The sequence below is a fragment of the Candidatus Jettenia sp. AMX1 genome (assembly GCF_030263775.1).
Lineage (GTDB): Bacteria > Planctomycetota > Brocadiia > Brocadiales > Brocadiaceae > Jettenia > Jettenia caeni.
Genome location: NZ_SZPP01000058.1, coordinates 19,226 through 38,924 on the forward strand (window position 1 = coordinate 19,226; position 19,699 = coordinate 38,924).

General features: G+C 41.9%; 12 protein-coding genes and 1 pseudogene. 2 read left to right on the forward strand and 11 right to left on the reverse strand.

Features of this window, described 5'->3' with window-relative positions; translation table 11 throughout:
* Window positions 1-681: 681 nt before the first annotated feature.
* The gene (locus FBQ94_RS15155) at window positions 682-1,167 is read right to left on the reverse strand and encodes a ferritin-like domain-containing protein (RefSeq protein WP_007221417.1); all 486 of its coding nucleotides are present in this window, start codon (window positions 1,165-1,167) and stop codon (window positions 682-684) included.
* Window positions 1,168-1,334: 167 nt separating this feature from the next.
* Between FBQ94_RS15155 and nfo the strand changes: the two genes are divergently transcribed.
* Complete coding sequence (nfo, locus tag FBQ94_RS15160) at window positions 1,335-2,180, forward strand: deoxyribonuclease IV (RefSeq protein WP_007221416.1); 846 nt, start codon at window positions 1,335-1,337, stop codon at window positions 2,178-2,180.
* 220 nt (window positions 2,181-2,400) lie between these two features.
* Here nfo and FBQ94_RS15165 read toward each other — a convergent pair whose 3' ends face one another.
* Window positions 2,401-4,170 (reverse strand): ABC transporter ATP-binding protein, encoded by a 1,770-nt coding sequence (locus FBQ94_RS15165; protein WP_007221415.1) that lies wholly within the window; start codon window positions 4,168-4,170, stop codon window positions 2,401-2,403.
* Window positions 4,171-4,837: 667 nt separating this feature from the next.
* On the opposite strand from FBQ94_RS15165, the gene FBQ94_RS15170 reads away from it, so the two are divergent.
* Window positions 4,838-5,296 carry a VOC family protein gene (locus tag FBQ94_RS15170; protein ID WP_007221413.1) on the forward strand — a complete coding sequence of 153 codons (459 nt, stop codon included), beginning with the start codon at window positions 4,838-4,840 and terminating at the stop codon, window positions 5,294-5,296.
* Window positions 5,297-5,433: 137 nt separating this feature from the next.
* On the opposite strand, the pseudogene FBQ94_RS15175 reads toward FBQ94_RS15170, so the two are convergent.
* The 9 genes and pseudogenes from FBQ94_RS15175 to recJ all read right to left on the reverse strand — a co-directional run bounded on the left by FBQ94_RS15175 (window position 5,434) and on the right by recJ (window position 19,526).
* A pseudogene (locus FBQ94_RS15175) lies at window positions 5,434-8,537 on the reverse strand (efflux RND transporter permease subunit).
* 8 nt (window positions 8,538-8,545) lie between these two features.
* On the reverse strand, window positions 8,546-9,661 hold the full coding sequence (locus FBQ94_RS15185; RefSeq protein ID WP_007221411.1) for an efflux RND transporter periplasmic adaptor subunit: 1,116 nt from the start codon (window positions 9,659-9,661) through the stop codon (window positions 8,546-8,548).
* 22 nt (window positions 9,662-9,683) lie between these two features.
* On the reverse strand, window positions 9,684-11,684 hold the full coding sequence (locus FBQ94_RS15190) for an ABC transporter ATP-binding protein (RefSeq protein ID WP_007221410.1): 2,001 nt from the start codon (window positions 11,682-11,684) through the stop codon (window positions 9,684-9,686).
* Window positions 11,677-12,849: an ABC transporter permease gene (locus FBQ94_RS15195; protein WP_285442236.1), complete on the reverse strand. Its 1,173-nt coding sequence runs from the start codon at window positions 12,847-12,849 to the stop codon at window positions 11,677-11,679. The genes FBQ94_RS15190 and FBQ94_RS15195 overlap by 8 nt, the downstream gene beginning before the upstream one ends.
* Window positions 12,839-12,991 carry a hypothetical protein gene (locus FBQ94_RS15200; RefSeq protein ID WP_285442237.1) on the reverse strand — a complete coding sequence of 51 codons (153 nt, stop codon included), beginning with the start codon at window positions 12,989-12,991 and terminating at the stop codon, window positions 12,839-12,841. The genes FBQ94_RS15195 and FBQ94_RS15200 overlap by 11 nt, the downstream gene beginning before the upstream one ends.
* Before the next feature lie 196 nt (window positions 12,992-13,187).
* Window positions 13,188-13,904: an ABC transporter ATP-binding protein gene (locus tag FBQ94_RS15205; RefSeq protein ID WP_007221408.1), complete on the reverse strand. Its 717-nt coding sequence runs from the start codon at window positions 13,902-13,904 to the stop codon at window positions 13,188-13,190.
* Between the two features lie 161 nt (window positions 13,905-14,065).
* Complete coding sequence (locus tag FBQ94_RS15210; protein WP_007221407.1) at window positions 14,066-15,268, reverse strand: efflux RND transporter periplasmic adaptor subunit; 1,203 nt, start codon at window positions 15,266-15,268, stop codon at window positions 14,066-14,068.
* Between the two features lie 1,448 nt (window positions 15,269-16,716).
* Complete coding sequence (locus FBQ94_RS15215; protein ID WP_007221406.1) at window positions 16,717-17,793, reverse strand: Clp1/GlmU family protein; 1,077 nt, start codon at window positions 17,791-17,793, stop codon at window positions 16,717-16,719.
* Window positions 17,793-19,526 carry a single-stranded-DNA-specific exonuclease RecJ gene (gene recJ, locus FBQ94_RS15220; RefSeq protein ID WP_007221405.1) on the reverse strand — a complete coding sequence of 578 codons (1,734 nt, stop codon included), beginning with the start codon at window positions 19,524-19,526 and terminating at the stop codon, window positions 17,793-17,795. The genes FBQ94_RS15215 and recJ overlap by 1 nt, the downstream gene beginning before the upstream one ends.
* Window positions 19,527-19,699: the final 173 nt, after the last annotated feature.

Sequence of the window (19,699 nt, forward strand, 5' to 3'; positions counted from 1 at the left end):
GTTGCCATCCCCCGTGCGCTATTCAGGCGGGGCGGCAAGGCTAAAGCCTCGCCCTACATCGACTTCGTTTTTTCATGAGGAGAGACGGTAAGATTTTATGTCTCTCCTGCCGTAACTATTAAGCGTGATTTTCACGAATACAATATATGGCATAAAATAGTCATAATCACAAAAATTAACCATAGGTAGTACCGCCATACATAGGCAGAAAATGCAAATCGAGCGTTTTTTACCATATTTATAGTATTTGTCGCTCAAACACGCTGAATAGTTACCTCCTGCCAAAGATAGCCTCATGTGTGATCTCTGTAACTACAGCGTAAGGGAACAATAATCATGAGATACTATAATCTAAGCCCGAAGGGCTGTCATGATTATAGATAACACACAACCACGAGTAAATAACCCCGAAGGGGTGAAATGATTATAAACTCCATGGATGAAACCAAGTACACCAGCGTGTGTCAGAGCACAACGTAGAGACGCAACATCTTGCGTCTCTACCATTGGGTACATGGCAAACATTGATCACGATACCGCAGAGCATGTGGTTGACAAAACTTTGTCTCCGCCATATGTTGTCTGGTTTCCATCGTTAATCACTATACCAGAAAATCCCTCTTTCAGGCAATTTTTCAATAGCTCTCATAGGTTTTCTGATAGGTTCTTACTCAAGGTGGGTTAATATTCATCAAAACGGTACCATTCAGCATTTTCAAGCCAATTCTCAGCACGTGAAACAAAAACAATGATATTCTCCAATATGAAAAAATGCTTCTTCTCTTCCTCTGCAATCTTCAGGAATGCCTCTTTTTGTGATGGGTCCTTTACCTCATGAGCTTTTTCTCTATAAAACTCCTGGCTCTTCTTTTCAATCTCCTGAGCCTTTTTATACAGTTCTATCTGTGAGGTATGAATGCCCGCAATCTCTTTTTCCTCCTTCATCTTTATAAAGATATTTTTTACCTTTGTTAATATCGGTGTATCAGCCACAAATACTTTTTCATTCTTCTTCATCTTCAAAAAGATCTGATAATGAATTACCTCTGCATCTGCAAGCCCGGTAAATATATAGGTAAGCCCTTTATTATCAATCTTTCCAGCTAGTTCACGATAGTAATTCTCGCCATCCTTCTCCATCTGCATTGCATATTCATATATATCCATTTCCAATCTCCCATTTTTCTGTTTCTATCTTTCGTAATAGCATCCTTTGTATATAGTAACACGTTAATTCCTTGTGTTTCTATATCTTTTTCTTTATTAATATAACGCTCTAAATTCATATGAATCCGTTATTTTGTCCATTCTATCTATAAATAAGGAAAAATTACATGGCCTTGCTTGGCGCACACGTCTCAATCTCCGGTGGTATTGAAAATGCTCCGATGCGTGGAGATACATTACAATGCGATACTATACAGATTTTTAGTAAACAGCAGTTACGGTGGGAAGCAAAATCATTATCAGAAAAAGAGGTTGTTCAATATAAGGAGAATCTTGGGAAATCAACGGTCAGATCCGTAGTAATACACACCTCATATCTCATGAATCTCGGTAGTCCTGAAAAAGAAAAACTAAAAAAATCACGCAATGCCTTTCTGGAGGAGATTATTCGGGCTGAATATTTACATGCGTCGGGGCTTGTGTTGCATCCGGGATCACATATGAACAAGATTTCGGAAGATGTCTGCCTTAACCTTATAGCTGAAAGTATTAACATCATGATTGACCAAACAAAAGGTTCCAAACTGAAATTACTCATAGAAAATACAGCAGGCCAGGGATCTGCTCTTGGCTATACGTTTGAACATCTGGCAAAGATAATCGAGCTTGTACAGGATAAAAGCAGGGTCGGAGTTTGTTTTGATACCTGCCATGCCTTTGCAGCAGGATATGATATGAGAACAGAAAAAGCCTACGCAGAAACTTTCCGGAAGTTTCACGATAGTATAGGACTCGATAAAATAGCAATTTTCCATATCAACGATTCTAAAAAGGGTTTAGGAACACGCATCGACCGACATGAGAATTTAGGGTACGGATGTATCGGAAATGACCCTTTTCGTCTTCTTGTAAACGATATACAATTTAAAAATATACCCATGATACTTGAGACTCCGGGAGGAGACGAGTGGTTTAGAACGAATCTCCAACTATTAAGAGGCATGATTACGTAAATTGTAATTCCTATGCATTTAAAATAGGACTTCGGTGACTTTTTTATAACACCGGCGATGGGCGAGCCTTGTGTTCGGGCAAACGGAAAACAAATACAAACGTTTTGAATCTACAAGGCAAGAGTGAACACAAGTAGGGCAGGTTTAAAACCTGCCCCTACAACAAAACATTGGAATTCCTATGCATTAAATCAGGCCAATGATAATAAGAGGCAGGCCATTATTTAATGGCCATAATAGATTTCTTATTGAATTGTTCTTCGTAAAGCCCCCGGTACAGTCCGTATGATTGCTCCAACAGTTCCTGATGATTGCCAATTTCTACAATTTCGCCATTATCAAAGACAATAATCATATTCGCTGATTGAATTGTGGATAGCCGGTGAGCAATAATTAAGGTTGTCCGGCCTATCATGAGTCTCTTCAATGCCTGCTGTATCAGATTTTCGGCCTTAGAATCCAGCGCTGAAGTCGCTTCATCCAAAAGCAGAATAGGCGCATTCTTTAAGAATGCCCGCGCCAGAGAAATGCGTTGCCTTTGGCCCCCGGAAAGTTTCATACCTCCCTCTCCAATTTCTGTTTGATACCCATTGGGCAATTTACAAATAAAATCATGCGCGTTAGCAGAAATAGCCGCAGCTTGCACATCTTCTTCCGTCGCATTAGGTTTGCCAAACACAATATTCTCATAAATCGTCCCGGAAAACAGAATAGGTTCCTGAGGCACCGTGGCAATTTGTCTTCTCAGGCAATTGAGCTTAAAATCCCGGATATCCCATCCATCAATGGTAATTTTTCCTGATGTGACATCATAAAATCTTGGAATAAGCTTAACGAAAGTAGATTTCCCGGCCCCACTCGGCCCGACAAGCGCCACAGTACAGCCAGCCGGTATATGAAGATTGATATCCTTCAGGGTAGTTTTTGATACCTCATAGGTAAAATGAACATTTGAGAATTTAATCTCACCTTTGACAGGCCCGTATTCCTTAGCAATAGGACTATCCACAACTTCAGGCGAGGTGTTAAATACTTCAAAAATTCTTTCTATTGCAGATTGGGAATTGGCCAGGAGAATATTGAGCTCGGTAAGCCGGTTGAGAGGACCGTAAAACATTCCCAGGTAGGCATAAAAAGCTGTTAACTGACCGACCGTTAGATGGCCATGTACGACTTGTAGCGCTCCATACCAGACAACCAGAATTGGGGCGACAGAAGTCAAAAAACCAATTACGGCCAATGCAGTTGCATTATGATTTATATTTTCCAGCTGATAGGATAAATACTCGCGATTATCATGGAAAAAAAGTCTCTCTTCCGCCTTTTCCCGTGTATAAGATTGTATAATTGAAATTCCACCCAACTTTTCGTGAAGATTCCCGGATATTTCTTCCATTTTTCTCTGCGCTAACATGCTGGTCTTTCTTATTCGGGATTTGAAAAATTTGTTTAAAATAACATAAAAAGGGAAAACAGCAATGGAAACCAGCGCCAGCCGCCAATTCATATGAAAAAGCAAGACGGTAATAAAAATAAGGGAGCTGGCATCCATAATCGTGTTGGTAAAGGCGGCGCCCACAAAGCTCTGGGCAACCGATATATCACCGATCAGGCGTGACGCAACGGAGCCTACCTGACGTTTCTCGTAAAAACTCAGCGACATCCGCTGCAGGTGAACATATAACTCATGCCGTAAATCAAAGATAAGCCTTTGACCAGCCCGATCGGCAAAGAAAGATCTCAAGTACGTAAATAGCGCCCAGAACAGATAGAGCACGATCAGGCCTATCATCATAGAATGGAATCTGGCAAAATCAAATGAAGATGGTAATAACAGACGATCAATCACGTCTTTAAAAACCCAGGGAAGTACTAAAGGAATGTTGTATTTCAATAGCCCGCAAAAAGTAGCGGCTACGATAAACCAGCGATACGGTTTTATATACGATAGAAATTTTTTCAGTGCAGAGTTTTTTAAGATGTTTAGCATGCGTTTATTCCCAATTGTCCTAAAAATAAATTACGTTTTCTACCAAAGTATTATCGAACAAATCTCAGCAGTTGAGCAAAAAGCTCCCTCTTTTTCATAACAATTCGATAGTATTTGGTATGAGCAAAATCCAAAAATGTGCCTTTTTATCAAATGAAGCATTTCCTGTACCAGAATATAAACTTCAGGAGTTTATTTACCACTATCCCTTAATCCCTTACTTTTCAGGCATTACCTTATACGCAATTCCTTTTTCCCTTAATTCACAAAGGGTAGGAATATCACAATATTAGTCGCCTGTGATGATATTTGAAGTGGCTTATCTATGAATCCCGAGGCTTAAACAGAGGATAATGGTTGCAAACTCGTGAAAACAATGACAACATACGTAATGTGCATACTATAGAAAATCACTTAATTTTCAAGTCCTATTTCCAGCTTTATAAAAGCATGGAGCATATCATGAGGAGTATTTTTCCCTAAAAACATACCTTATAACATACATATCTCTCCCTCTGATTTATTGTATTTAAATCTCCGGACCATCTTTAACCTTTGATTTTATTATAGTTTGACGTTAGAATACCGCAAGTTTAGAGAATAAAAGGAATACTATAGTACAGAAAAGCTTTCCATCTTTTCAGAACAGGGAAGTAAGGAGTAATCCATGATCTATGCCGTTGACCACATCAACCTGGTAGTTTCCAATCTGGAACGGTCTGTTCAATTTTATACTGAACTATTGGGGTTTAAAGAAATTCGAAGAGCTCATCTTGAAGGAGACTGGATTGAATCTGTCGTAGGCCTTAAAAACATCCACGCCGATGTAGTCTATATAGTAGCGCCTGCCGGAGAACCACGTTTGGAGTTACTTTGCTATACATCACCTCGGGGTGAGATACTTTCAATAAATTCCCTTGCAAACACTATTGGCTTAAGGCATATTGCCTTTAGAGTAGAGAATATCCACACAGTAGCAAGGCATTTAAAAGAAGCAGGAATCAAAGTCATCAGTAATCCTGTCGCTGTACCAACAAGTACTGTAACTCATGATGCAGGACATAAAATACTTTGTTACTTTCTCGATCCGGACGGGATATTGTTGGAATTAGCAGAATATCAATAACATACACGATTCTTTTTAACTTTGGATTTCCTCTACATTAAAACAGGCCTTCGGCGACTTTAGCAACGTGTAGTGGCAAGGCGTGCCTTGCCACTCCATAGTTAGTTTGAAATTCCTATACATTAAATTTATCATTCTTATAATGTATCATGTCTCACCTTTGTCATATCACACCCCTGTGCCGTGTCACAGGTTATATTTTTCGTTACGGTACCGGATCGTACCCATCTCCCTATCTTTTCTTTCAGAGATTCCAGGTAAATATAATAAACCGGTGTTATGTACAGCGTCACAATTTGAGAAAATAATAAGCCACCGACTACGGCCAGACCTAACGGGCGACGTGATTCAGCTCCTGCGCCAAAACCGAATGCAATAGGTAATGCGCCCATCAGGGCCGCCAGAGTTGTCATCATAATGGGACGGAAACGCACGATGCAGCCATCGTAGATAGCATCAGCGGCATTTTTCCCTTCATTTCTCTGTGCATCCAGGGCAAAATCAATCATCATAATGGCATTTTTTTTGACGATGCCTACCAGCATAATAATTCCTACAAACGTGTAGATATTTAAATCCTCACGGAAAATCAAAATGGTCAATAACGCTCCAACACCTGCGGAAGGAAGGCCTGACAGGATAGTCAACGGATGAATAAAACTCTCATAGAGGATACCCAATACTATGTAAATAACCAGAATAGACAGAATAAGCAATATGCCCAAACCTTTTAATGATGCCTCAAATTCCTGGGCAGTACCTTGAAAACTGGTACTGATAGTATCGGGAAGGATACTGCGCGCGGTTTTCCCCACAACATCCACAGCGTCACTTAAAGCTACACCGGGTCTCAAATTAAAAGAAATAGTAACAGAGGGCAACTGGCCAAAGTGATTTATCGTTAAAGGTCCAACACTTTCTGTAAATTTCACTATTGCACTCAAAGGTACCAATTGTCCACTGACTGAACGGATATACAGCATGGAAAGCGCTGATGGATCCTTCTGATAGTGTGGTTCAAGTTCCATAATAACCCAATATTGATTGTTCGGCGTATAGATAGTTGAAATCTGCCGGGAACTGTAAGCATTGTAAAGGGCATTTTCAATCTGATCCGCTGTGATACCAAGAGTTGAAGCCTTATCACGGTCAATCTCAATACTTACCTGGCGACTTTTGATCTGCAGGTCACTCGTTACATCCTGAAGTTCAGGTAATGCCTGCATGGTATTTTCAAGCAAGGAGGCATAGTGGAATAATTCTTTTGTATCCGGGCACTGCAGGGTAAATTGATAGAGGCTCTTCGTTAACTGCCCTCCAATCCGGATGGGGGGAGGATTTTGCATGAAGACCATAATGCCAGGAATTTTTGCCAGTTTAGAACGAAATTCCTGGATAAGTTCATCAACACTGAAACGGCGCTGGGAACGCGGCTTCAGACGCAGAAAGATACGCCCCTGGTTGCTTGTTGTGACATTTGACGAGTAGGACATGACATTTGGATCATTTTGAAAAACCCTGGCTACCGCTTGCTGATGTTCTACCATGGCATCGAAGGAAATATCCTGCGACGCCTCTGTCGTTATGACAATCTGGTTTCTATCCTCACTGGGAATAAATCCTTTGGGAATTACGCGAAAAAGATACAGGGTAAGAAAGAGAATAACAATGGAGAATAGCATGGTAGCTAAGCGATGTTTTAAAACCCATTGAAGACTCCCTTGGTACACGAAAAGCATACTATCAAAAAAACGTTCAAAAGTGGCATACAAGCGGCCATGTTTCGTCGAATCAGATGACCGCAAAAACCGACTGCAAAGCATGGGGGTAAGGCTTAAAGAGACAAAACCGGAAATCAGGATTGCCATACTAATGGTCACTGCAAATTCATGAAGCAACCGGCCAATAATTCCTCCCATAAAAAAAACCGGAATAAAAACGGCTGCAAGAGAGATTGTCATAGATACAATAGTAAAACCGATTTCTTTGGATCCATGAAGGGCTGCCTGAAACATCCCCTTTCCCATTTCTCTGTGACGGACAATATTTTCCAGCATGACGATAGCATCATCCACTACAAACCCTACCGAGAGAGTCAATGCCATAAGAGAGAGATTATTCAGACTATAGTCCAAAAGGTACATAACAGCAAAGGTACCAATAATTGATAAAGGCACTGCTAAACTAGGAATAACCGTCGCAGAGATGTTACGGAGAAAAAGAAATATTACCATTACTACGAGACAGATAGTCAGGAGCAAAGTAAACTTAACATCTTCGACAGATTCACGAATGATAACGGACCGGTCGAAAAGAATATCAAGGCTAACCGAAGCCGGCAATTGCGCATGAAAGCTGGACATAAGCTTCCGGATGTTATCCACAACTTCCACCGTATTGGTACCTGGCTGCCGTTGTATAGCCAAAACAATAGCACGAGTACGGTTATACCAGTTTGCCACTTTATCAATCTGGACGCTATCAATGACCCTTCCCAGTTCCTGAAGACGCACGGGAGATCCATTACGATAGGCCACGATGAGAGACCGGTAAGCGGCGGCGTTGGTAAGCTGGCCAGTTGCCTGCACCGTAAACGCCTGATGAGTTCCATAGAGTGTTCCTGTGGGAAGATTGACATTACCCTGCCGGATAGCATGCTCCACCTCATCTATTCCGATACCCCGTGTGGCAAGGGCTGTCGGGTCAAGTTGAATCCGGACAGCATATTTCTGCGAGCCGTAGACGAGAACCTGAGCTACTCCATCAATCATGGAAATACGCTGCGCCATAAAAGTTTCTGCATATTCGTTCACTACGGAGAGAAGGAGTGTGGATGAACAGGATTTACCTTCTTATAAGAAGGAGGGGTTAACATCTCACGGGGAAGATTGCCTGATGCCGCTGTAATTGCAGACTGAACATCCAGCGCTGCTGCATCAATATCCCGGTTTAAATTAAATTGTAAGGTAATTTGTGTGCTGCCTAAAGAATTGGATGAGCTCATAGAATCCAATCCGGCAATGGTAGAGAATTGTCTTTCCAATGGAGTTGCAACAGAGGAAGCCATGGTTTCCGGACTTGCACCGGGAAGGCTGGCGCTTACCAGGATGGTCGGAAAATCCACATTGGGTAAATCATTTACCGGAAGAAACCGATATCCTGCAACACCAAAAAGCAAAATAGCAATCATGACAAGGGTTGTCATGACCGGGCGTCGTATAAAAGGCTCAATGATATTCATACGATACGTTACCCATCCTCTTTCAATCCACGCTTCACCTCAACTTTAGTTCCTGAAGTAAGCCGGAGTTGACCATCTACCACAACTCTTTCTCCCGGCTGAAGCCCTTTCTCAACAACACTTTCTCCTTTAAACATCCTGCCCGTAACGACAGGGCGGTATTCTCCTGTCAAATCAGGTCCCACGACAAAGACATACTGACCATGCTGCCCTGTTTGAACTGCCTGTGATGGAACCACAACGGCATCCGGTTGTATAGCAAGATTTACCATGATATTCACAAACTGACCAGGCCAAAGCCGATGATCTTTATTGGTAAAAACTGCTTTGAGCCGTATGGTACCTGTAGTTCTATCAATCTCGTTATCTATAAAAGCAATACTACCTGCCACAGGATGATTTTCATCACCCGGAATAACGGCTTTTACACCAAGCTCTCCGGAATCCATATAGCTCTTAACCCTATGAAGCTCTTGTTCCGGAATGGAAAAAGACACATAGATAGGACTAACCTGATTGATAATTACCAGCGCAGGTTCTTCATTTGCCTTGACAATATTACCTTGATCCACCATAAGAGCGCCGGTACGCCCATTGATAGGCGAACGAATGAAACAGTAGTTAAGCTGAAGTTTCACAATTTCTAAAGATGCCTTATCCGCATTAACAATAGATTTAAGGGCTTCAGCATTGGTATTCGCCTGATCATATTCTTCCTTCGTAACGATTCCTGCTTTTATTAATTCTGTATAGCGGTAGTACTGCGCTTCGGCATTTTTTGCCTGGGTAACATTTTTTTCCAGGTCAGCCTGAGCCTTCTTCAGCGCAACTTCGTATGGCCGGGGATCAATCGTAAAGAGAAGCTGTCCTTTTTTTACATACTGGCCCTCCTTGAAATAGACCCGTGTCAGCATACCTTCAACCTGCGAAACAACCGATACCGTCGAATATGCCTCTACCGTTCCGATACTGTGCAATACGATGGGAACATCTTTTTGAATAACCGTGGAAACGAGCACTGGTACGGCCTGATCTTTTGATTGTTCAGCCTGTTTTTCTGATTTTATACAGCCCGAAACCAGCATAAGGCTGACACAGATAAGGATAGGTATCGTTCTTTTCATTATAAATTATTATCTCTAATTTCTATGACCATTTTGAAGGCTGTGATGATACATTCAAATCGAGGATAGGCTCTGATGAAACGGTTATGCCTGCTTTCCCTGTCTCTCCCCCGGAAATTTCCGGTTTTATCTTCTCTTGTGTGTCAAATTGCATTTCAAACAGTTTTTTATAGAGTCCGCCGTTTGCAAGAAGCTCATGATGAAGCCCCATTTCTACGATCTGACCCTTCTCCAGGACAATAATTAAGTCTGCATGCAATATCGTCGATAACCGGTGTGCAATGACAAAAGTAGTGCGGTCCTTAACCAGACGATAGATAGCATGCTGAATAAGCTGCTCTGTCTCGGTATCTACCGATGAGGTAGCCTCGTCCAGAATAAGTATACGCGGATTGGCAAGGATAGCACAGGCAATAGCAATACGCTGTTTCTGTCCTCCGGAAAGTTTTACTCCACGTTCTCCGATTACTGAATCATATCCCTTTGGCAATTCCACAATGAAATCATGTGCGTTAGCGGCGCGGGCAGCTTCTTCAATTTCTTTATCTGAAGCATCGGAACGGGCATACCCGATATTTGCCTTTACCGTATCATTAAAGAGAAACGGTTCCTGAAGTACCATAGCCATCTGCTTCCGTAAGGAATGAGGTTTAACATCCTTGATATTATAACCATCAACAAAGACATCCCCCTGTGTAGGATCATAAAACCGGGGAATGAGCTTTGTAAGGGTAGTTTTACCGCTACCACTGGGGCCTACAAGGGCAATCATCTGTCCGGGAAGCGCTTTTATATTTATGTTTGTCAGAACTTCCATATCGTTGTTATACATAAAATGGACACGCTTAAATTCTACAACTCCGAGGACAGGGGGCAAGTCAACGGCATCAGGAGCAACCTTCAGGTCACCGGGTGTATCTAAAACCTCAAAAACACGCTCGGTAGAGGCAATGGCGCGCTGTACCTGATTGTAGAAACGCGTAAGACCCGTAATGGGACCGTACATCATCTGAAGATACGGGAAAAATATAACAAAGGTACCGGCAGAAAGTTGTCCTTGCAATACCTTATATCCACCCAGGCAGATAACTACCATAGCGCCGGTTTCGGTCATCAGGTCAACCACAGGCCGCAGGGCAGATACAAGTTTCAGGATCCGAACGTAGAGGGCGTAGTTCTCATAATTCTTTTTCTGGAATCGTTTCATCTCATCGGACTCCTTTGCAAACCCTGCAATGACACGAATACCCGATATATTATCCTGAATCAGGGCGTTAAGCTCGCCTGTTTTATCCCTTAAGGAACGGAAGACTCTTCTGATCCTTTTTCCAAAGTTATAGGTACAGAGAGAGATAAATGGACATACGAATAAGGCGATGACGGTAAGCATCCAGTCAAGTTTTAAGCAAAAATAGAGAATCCAGCCAAATTTGAACATATCAGTAATGAAGGTAATAACGGGGCCTACAATTGCCTGTTCGAGCGAATTGACATCATTCATGATACGGCTCATAATATCGCCTGTCTTGTTATTTTCAAAGTAACTGAGAGGAAGCCCCTGGATATGATTATAGAGCTCATTCCGCAAATCATAAATGAGCCTCTGCCCCAATTCAGAAGTAATGAAGCCATGAATAAGGGTAACAGCTCCGCCAAAGGTATGCAGAATGATAAAACTCATGGCAAAAAAGACCAGCGTGACAAGGGTTTGATTATGGTTTTCAAACCATCGTTCATGGATATAAGCAGAAATGGCGGTCATGGGTTTTGAGAGTGGAATAGGGTTCTTTTGTTCATGAGAATACGGTTTATCATTCCGGAGCGTTTCATCAGAACGATGGGTTTGAACGTAGGTATCAGCTATCTTAATTTCATCTACTGCAATACCTAATATCTGAGTAGGCAAGACTGCGATATATGCGCCAACTGCTGAAAGGATTAAAACAATAACAGACTTATGCCAGTACGGTTTTAGATAGCCCAAAAGCCTTATATAGGTATTTCCTGTATTTGTTCTATTCATATCGGAGCGCATCAATCAGGTTAAGGCGCGATGCCTTTCGTGCCGGATAATAACCAAAGAAAATACCAACCATATTTGAGAAAAGAAAGGCAATAGCAATAGAAATTGGGGAAAGTAATGAAGGCCAGCCCCCGAAATAAGAAACCAACTTTGATAATACAATACCGAAAACAACCCCGATTATCCCGCCAATAGAGCTAAGAACCGTGGCCTCTATGAGAAACTGGAAGAGGATATCCTTCTCTTTGGCGCCGACTGCCATCCTGATACCAATCTCCCGTGTCCTCTCAGTCGTAGAAACCAACATAATATTCATAATGCCGATACCCCCAACAATCAGAGACACCGATGCAATACTCCCCAGAAGCATCGTCATGGTACGGCTCGTCTCCATAATGGTCGAAGCAAATTCTACCTGGCTGATAACGTTAAAATCATTTTCCTCGTTCGGCCTCAAACGATGGCGCTGCCTTAATAAGGTAGTAATCTGGTCAATCGCCTCAAATCGAGCTTCTGTGGTAACCGTGGAGGCATAGACTACGCCAATATGAGTCACCCCCATAATTTTCCTTTGAAGAGTCGTGTAGGGCAATAATACAACATCATCCTGATCCTGACCCATAGCAGATTCCCCCTTAGCGCTTAAAACTCCAACGACCTTAAAGGGTATATTATTCACCCGAACCGATTTATCAACAGGATCTAACGCCCCGAAAAGGTTATCTACAACCGTTTTCCCCAGGATACAAACCTTTGCCATAGTATTTACTTCCTGCTGGGTAATAAATCTTCCGGATTCCATTGACCAATTCCTTATCAGTTGATAATCAGGCCCTATCCCTAACACAGAGGTCGTCCAGTTTAAGTTACCATAAACAACCTGTGTATTTGTCCTGAGACCCGGAGAAACATAACTTATTGCGCTGCATTCCCGCTCTATAGCCATAGCATCATTAACAGTTAAGGTAATGGTTCCCGTAGTGCCTCTGGTAGCAGTATGCGTCGTACTAATAGGAATAATAATGAGTACATTTGTACCAAGGCTCTCGAGTTGTTTTTCAACCATAACCTTTGCCCCCTGTCCGATACTAACCATAGCGATTACAGCGCCCACACCTATAACGATGCCAAGTATCGTCAAGGAGGAACGTAATTTATTCCTCATAATTGCGCGTAACGCTATTTTTAAAAGCGGTGGCATGGGTATAAGAGGCTTCTTTTAGGCTGCCTTCAGCAGCAAACTCATGAAAAAACGGTGTCACCATGGTAGGGCAAGGCTTTAACCTTGCTTCTCCGCCAGAATGCATACTCGGGGATAGCAACCCTAAAGGGTTGCCCTACATAATTGAAATCCCTATACATATACATTACGTTAATGTATATGCTTCTTCATCAAAACTTCTTTAAAGTATATATTATACGGTAAAATTTCTTTTTTCGTAAGTTTTTCTCTAAAATCAGGACGACGCTAACTCTTTCATGGAAACTATACTACCTGAGTAGTTAAGATACGGGTCTGACATAGATTTGTGGGGATGTATCGCTCAATACTTTACCATCTTTGAGAACAATAATCCTGCGGGCATAGCCTGCAATATCGTTTTCATGAGTGACCAGGATAATAGTAATGCCCCATTTTTGGTTGAGGTCATGGAGAACCCTCATAACGTCCATGCTTGTAGCGCTATCAAGATTGCCGGTAGGCTCATCAGCAAGGAGTAAGGTCGGATTATTGATAATAGCGCGTGCAATAGCTACACGCTGTTGTTGTCCTCCAGACAATTGATTCGGATAATGCTCATCGAACCCCTCAAGGCCCAAAGTCTTCATAATCTGATGTATCCTATCTTTGTCAATCTTAGATATTTTTTTGCTATAAATAAGCGGTAATTCAATGTTTTCTATTACGGTAGTCCGACTCAAGAGATTAAAACTCTGGAACACAAATCCTAGTTTCTTGTTGCGGATTTCAGCTAATTCATTTTTTGAAAATTTGGAGATATTAACTCCTTCCAAATAGTAATTCCCGGATGTGGGGCTATCAAGACACCCTATGACATGCATCAGGGTAGACTTACCTGAACCGGAGGCCCCCATAATAGCTACAAATTCTCCCTTTTTCATAGTAAGAGAAATCCCGTTCAAGGCCGTAACCTTAACTTCTCCCATACTGTATATTTTGTAAATCTTATCTAATGATACGATATTCTGATCTTGCATATCTCCAACATGCCAGGATTAAGAACTATAAGAATAATTGAAATCAGAAAAAAAGAGGTTGGAAAGGTAGAAAGTTTCGTTATTCTCAATTTCCGGTTCATAATTCCCGCATAAACAGGTACCTGAAATCCAACTTTATTTTGAGTAACTATGGTACAAAGTTAATAACGGCCGCCACGCCAGGGAACCCTTTGCCCGCCTTTTGGAGATGCTTTAGAATGAGCAATCTCCGAAATAACAACCTCTTGTCCCTCTTTTACATCACCTTCTAAAATTTGGGTAAAATGGTCATCGCCAATTCCCAGCTTTACAGCCACTTGTCCCAATTTTCCCTGTTCCAGGATCCAGATATGTGTGCTTGTTTTCTTGGCAAATTTCCTTTCAACTAAGGTCTTTTTATCTATTTCGCCTTTTAAAACCTCCGAAGGAGTATACCGTAATGCGGCATTAGGAATTCTCAGAACATTTTCTACCCTGGCTACCAGGATGGAAGTATTTGCCGTCATTCCGGGTAAAAGCTTAAGCTCTGTATTATTAACACTAATTATCGTATTATAGGTGACAACGTTTTGGAAGATAACAGGGGACATACGGATCTCGATTACCTTGCCCTCAAAAACATCCTCAGGAAAAGCATCTACTGTAAACTTTGCATCCTGCCCTACCCTGACCATACCGATATCAGCCTCATCAACATTGGTATTTACCTGCATATGCACCAGGTCTGCAGCAATAGTAAATAATGTAGGAGTCTGAAAGCTTGCAGCTACGGTCTGTCCTACATCGACATCCCTCGATATCACGACACCATCCAATGGTGAAATAATTACGGTATGTTCTAAATCCGTTTTTGCAACTCCCAGTGAAGCTTTTGCTTGCAATACCTGTGCTTCTGCTAATTTCACATCAGCTAAATTCGCTTCATAGGTTGCCAGCGCTGCATCAAAATCAGTGTCTGAGATTATCTTTTTTTCGAACAGCTCTTTTAAGCGACGGTAATTTCTCTTGCTATTTTTCAAATTCACCTTCGACTTCTCAAGACTAGCTGTAGCAATGGCAAGGGTCGCTTCCGCATTTTTCACCCGGTGCTCAAAAGGGGTTGGTTCGATCTGTGCAACAATCTGCCCTGCTTTCACCTCAGAATTAAAATCGGCATACAGTTTGGTTATAAGGCCTGAAACCTGGCTGCCAATTATTACCGTTCTTACAGGGTTTACGGTTCCGGTTGCAGTAACATACTTGCTAATATTACCTCTATCAATCTTTTCTGTCTTGTATTGAATAGTGTCTTTGCTGTTAAAGAAATACAGATATCCTATTACCAGGGTAATGAGGCAAAAAATGCCGATGATATACTTTTTCATGAAATAGTATTTACCTTTAAGAAAACAACAAGAGGCTCATAATCGGGGTTAAGAAAATAGCGTGTTGAGAAATTGAAGGGATGGCGATTTCTCAATGCCTTACCTTTCCCTCTTCTGCAATTTTTACCTGTTTTCTCATTGATTTAAACTCCCATAGCTATTCATTATAATAAAATAACGATAAACTGTCTTAGAATAATAAAATTTGCCAGATATGGCAATTATAATTTCATTGTATAGGAATTTTCATGTTATTTAAGCGGGTTTTCGGCAGGGTTGATTAAGCGACAGCGAATTCATCTTTTCTGGAAATAGTATTGGTGGCTTCGGCGTAAAAACCAACACCTTGAAAACAGTATTCTCTGTTGAAATTCAGAAAGGGTTTGACAGGACTTTTATTACTATACATAGCGACATAAGTTTACAACTATCTGTCATTCCGGGCTTGACCCGGACTCCAGTATTTTTCCGGATTCCCGCTTCCGCGGGAATGACATATTCGTATCTGATTAATGACGCTGTGTATATCAGGAGATCTAAGGGATTTTAAGTCCTGGAGATATGAAATATCATCTTCTGTAATTCCCCTTTATCCCCCTTGAGAAAAGAGAAATTTCGTGAATGCAGAGGGATTTTTGTTGCAATCAGATTTGGAAAGGATTTTTTGCAACAAAGCTATAGTGATCAACGATTAAAACCAGACAACATATGGTAGAGACGCAAGATGTTGGAGACGCAAGATTTTGCGTCTCTACCATTGTGCTCTGACACACGCTGGTGTGTTCAGTTTCATTCATGGGGTTTATAATTATGTCACCCCTTCGGAGTTATGTACTCGTGGTTGTGTGTTATCTATAATCATGACAGCCCTTCGGGCTTAGATTATAGTATCTAATGGTTATTGTTCTTTTACGCTGTAGTTACCTAGATCATCCATGAGGCTATCTTTGGCAGGAGAGACGTAAAATCTTACCGTCTCTCCTCATGAAAAAACGGTGTCGATGTAGGGCGAGGCTTTAGCCTTGCCGCCCCGCCTGAATAGTGTATGGGGATGGCAACCCTAAAGAGCCTGTGCAAGAAGTATGACTATTTTTAGCCACGATACACTATATGGTATTTTCTCATTTAGATCAATACTGTATATGACCCAGCTTGGGACTTTTTGCACAAGCTCTAAAGGGTTGCCCTACGGAATTGAAATTTCTCAACGTTAAACGCCGAGATACATGATGTTGCAATGGTACAGACGCAAAATGTTGCGTTTGTCGGTTGTAGAGACGCAAAATCTTGCGTCTCTACCTAATCCCGTAGGGATGTCATGATTATAGAAAAAGCAGGAAAAAAGCCCTTCAACCCCGAAGGGGTGACAGAGGATATTTGCGTTGAGATGTCACTCCTTCAGGGTTAAATGCGGTATGTTCAGTCTCATACAGAGGGCACTGACCAATCTAAGCATAGCGAATAACCTTTATCTTGCCAGTTTCATTTCCACCCTGTCCGATTTTTAATGCCCCCAGATGCACGGTTACTATCTTATGAGTATCCTGTACCGGTGTAAAGAGTGTTAATGTTTCCGTAATAGGGTCTAAATCAACAATTGTGCCCAGTCCCAGGGTATTATTTCTCTTATCATGTAAGCCGACAAGGAGGTCTTTTAATTCAGATTTATTGATACATACCACCGTAGCAATTCCAAAAAATTTTTTCAATTTATCTGCCGGTAGTATCGTATCAGCTTGATCTGCTACTATTAATAGTTCAGATCCGCTCTTTTCCATGTACCAGCAATCAGAAATATTTGCAAGAATTTCTTTTGGTATGTCAGCAGGATATACCCTTTGGCCGACACCCAGGATAGAGGAGGGGAATACAAGTTTGGTAACGGGATACGGTATTACCCTTGCCCGTTTGAAATACGCCCGGTATTTTTCGCTTCTGTATCTCTGCCTTTCAGCTTGCGAACGCACTATCACGTGCTTTGAACTTGCAAGCCGTATGATCTGCCAGCCCATTCTCTCGTATCCTCTCAAAAGATGCTCAATCTCTCCCTGTGCCTGTAATGCAATAATCCATTGAGGTTTGAGCATTTCTATCTTGTAGAATTTCAGAATACGGGCAACGGGGCCATCGATAAAACCCGTCGTGTCTATCAGGGCAATTTCCGAACCCTGTTGAAAACAGGTGTCCACCATGATTCTTAATGCATGGAGGGTCTGTAACAAAAAACCTTCCGGCGAAGTATTTCCTACAAAGTGCAAGCCGTTCGGACGTGAATAATCATCAGGATGGGGAGGATCACGAAAAACCTTCATCGATATCGTGGTTGGCAGGCCTAAAGTGGATTGCCCTACATCACTATCGACATACCCAACGCACATTTTAGATGCCGTCCATTTCCGGACCAGAAATTTACAGAAGGTGCTTTTGCCACTATTAACACTACCGAGAACGATGCAGGTTTTTGCATTTTGTTTTATCCGGTCAGCAACAAGCTCCCACTCTTTTGCAATACAGATATTGTCCATTATTCATTATCAAATTTTATATCTTTAACCTCCAGTTCAAGATTATCACCATCCATCCAATTATTTATTTTTACGGCGAAGGCAAGAGAACATGCCCTCCCGTTTTGTCTCAGCCTGTCTATTTGTCCGCCCATCCCAAAAGCTACAGCCCTGATAGCAACATCTTCCTGTTTCACATAAAAGCTCAGATGTTGCCCCTTTGTACCAATACGGCGTGGCTGACCGACAATTTTTAAATTTGTGGCAGCAAACACAGGGGCGGGGTTCCCTTCGCCGTAGGGGGACAGACGCGCAAGTTCTGTCACTAATGCCTTCGATAGCATCGAAAGGGTAATTTCTGCATCAATATTCAGGACGGGTACCAGATCCGTCTTGTGAAGCCTTTGAGATGTCGCGCTGTTGAGCATATCACGAAATTCGTTGATGTGTTGAGGATGTATCTTTAATCCGGCAGCCTGTGCATGACCCCCTACCGAAAGCAGCTTACTCTTACAAAATTCCAGGGCTTTCAGTATATGGAATGACGGGATGGAACGTGCGGAGCCATGACCCACATCATCGGTAATAGCAATCATTACCGTGGGACGGTTAAACTCTTCCACAATTTTCGAGGCAATAATTCCTATAACTCCAGGATGCCAGGTCTGGTCTGCCAACACGATAGCGCTCGTTTCATCCAGGTTTATTTCATTGATAACCTTCTTTCTTGCCGATACCATGATATCAACCTGGATGTCTTGCCGTCTTTTATTCTCCTGTTCCAGAAAATTGGCAATCTCTACGGCCCTTTCTTTACACGCCGTAGTTAACATCTCCACCACAATACCGGCATTACTTATACGACCCGGGGCATTCAGGCGGGGTCCCAACCGGTATCCCACATGAAAGACATCAAGGTTTGTATGGGAAAGGTCCGCGATATCGAGAAGCGCCCGCAGACCCGGAATTTCAGTATATTGCAATGCGCTAAGTCCGTATTTTGTCAGAATACGGTTTTCACCCACCAGCGGCACTACATCAGCAATCGTACCCAATGATACCAGCCCTATTGCGCTGAGGAGAAAATCTTTGAATTCCGGAGATACCTTCCTGAGAGGAGAAAAATATTGCCCGATAGCCCATGCAAGCTTAAAAGCAATGCCGACTCCGGAAAGATCTCTGAAGACGCCCGGAGATGATTCCAATTTCGGATTGATCACCACAAAAGCATTAGGTATTTCCTGGCCAGGTTGATGGTGATCAGTAATAATCAGATCAATACCATACGCACGCGCGAGATCTGCCTCACGGCAGGCATTGATACCACAATCTACTGTCAGAATAACAGCAGCTCCATCCTCTTTTAATCTTCTAATGGCATCTGCATTGAGACCATACCCCTCTTCCAGCCTTTCAGGGATATAATAACGTACCTGCGCTCCTAATAGTTTCAGGCAACGATACATGACCGCAGTAGCTGTTAGTCCGTCAACGTCGTAATCACCATAGATAACAATCTTCTCCCCTTTACTTACAGCTTTATTAATCCGGATAGATGCCTCTTCCATGCCGTGAAGGAGAGAAGGATCTCCTAATCCCGCAATTTGCGGCTGGAGAAAGTTTCTCGCCGATGTAATATCCAGTATCCCACGATTGATAAGGACTTGTGCCAACAAAGGTGATATTTTAAGTTTACTTGCAATCTCTATCTGTAATGCCTTGTTGAGGGGAAAAAATATCCACCTTTTACTCATAATATATTTTACTCATAGAAGAAAAGGAAGTGTTAGCAATAACAAAATTCCCGAATGTTTACTTATTATAGATAATCAATACAAACTTTCTTGTTTCAATGGTTTATGACGTATTTTTTCTGTTTTTATGTCTTACCATTTTACTTTGATTCCCAAGCCTTTCAAGAAAATTT

Coding starts and splice junctions, on each gene's coding strand:
- FBQ94_RS15185 (WP_007221411.1), bottom strand. CDS start 9,661: ATGAAAAGAACGATACCTATCCTTATCTGTGTCAGCCTTATGCTGGTT.
- nfo (WP_007221416.1), top strand. CDS start 1,335: ATGGCCTTGCTTGGCGCACACGTCTCAATCTCCGGTGGTATTGAAAAT.
- FBQ94_RS15155 (WP_007221417.1), bottom strand. CDS start 1,167: ATGGATATATATGAATATGCAATGCAGATGGAGAAGGATGGCGAGAAT.
- FBQ94_RS15200 (WP_285442237.1), bottom strand. CDS start 12,991: ATGCATTCTGGCGGAGAAGCAAGGTTAAAGCCTTGCCCTACCATGGTG.
- recJ (WP_007221405.1), bottom strand. CDS start 19,526: ATGAGTAAAAGGTGGATATTTTTTCCCCTCAACAAGGCATTACAGATA.
- FBQ94_RS15205 (WP_007221408.1), bottom strand. CDS start 13,904: ATGCAAGATCAGAATATCGTATCATTAGATAAGATTTACAAAATATAC.
- FBQ94_RS15165 (WP_007221415.1), bottom strand. CDS start 4,170: ATGCTAAACATCTTAAAAAACTCTGCACTGAAAAAATTTCTATCGTAT.
- FBQ94_RS15210 (WP_007221407.1), bottom strand. CDS start 15,268: ATGAAAAAGTATATCATCGGCATTTTTTGCCTCATTACCCTGGTAATA.
- FBQ94_RS15170 (WP_007221413.1), top strand. CDS start 4,838: ATGATCTATGCCGTTGACCACATCAACCTGGTAGTTTCCAATCTGGAA.
- FBQ94_RS15215 (WP_007221406.1), bottom strand. CDS start 17,793: ATGGACAATATCTGTATTGCAAAAGAGTGGGAGCTTGTTGCTGACCGG.
- FBQ94_RS15195 (WP_285442236.1), bottom strand. CDS start 12,849: ATGAGGAATAAATTACGTTCCTCCTTGACGATACTTGGCATCGTTATA.
- FBQ94_RS15190 (WP_007221410.1), bottom strand. CDS start 11,684: ATGAATAGAACAAATACAGGAAATACCTATATAAGGCTTTTGGGCTAT.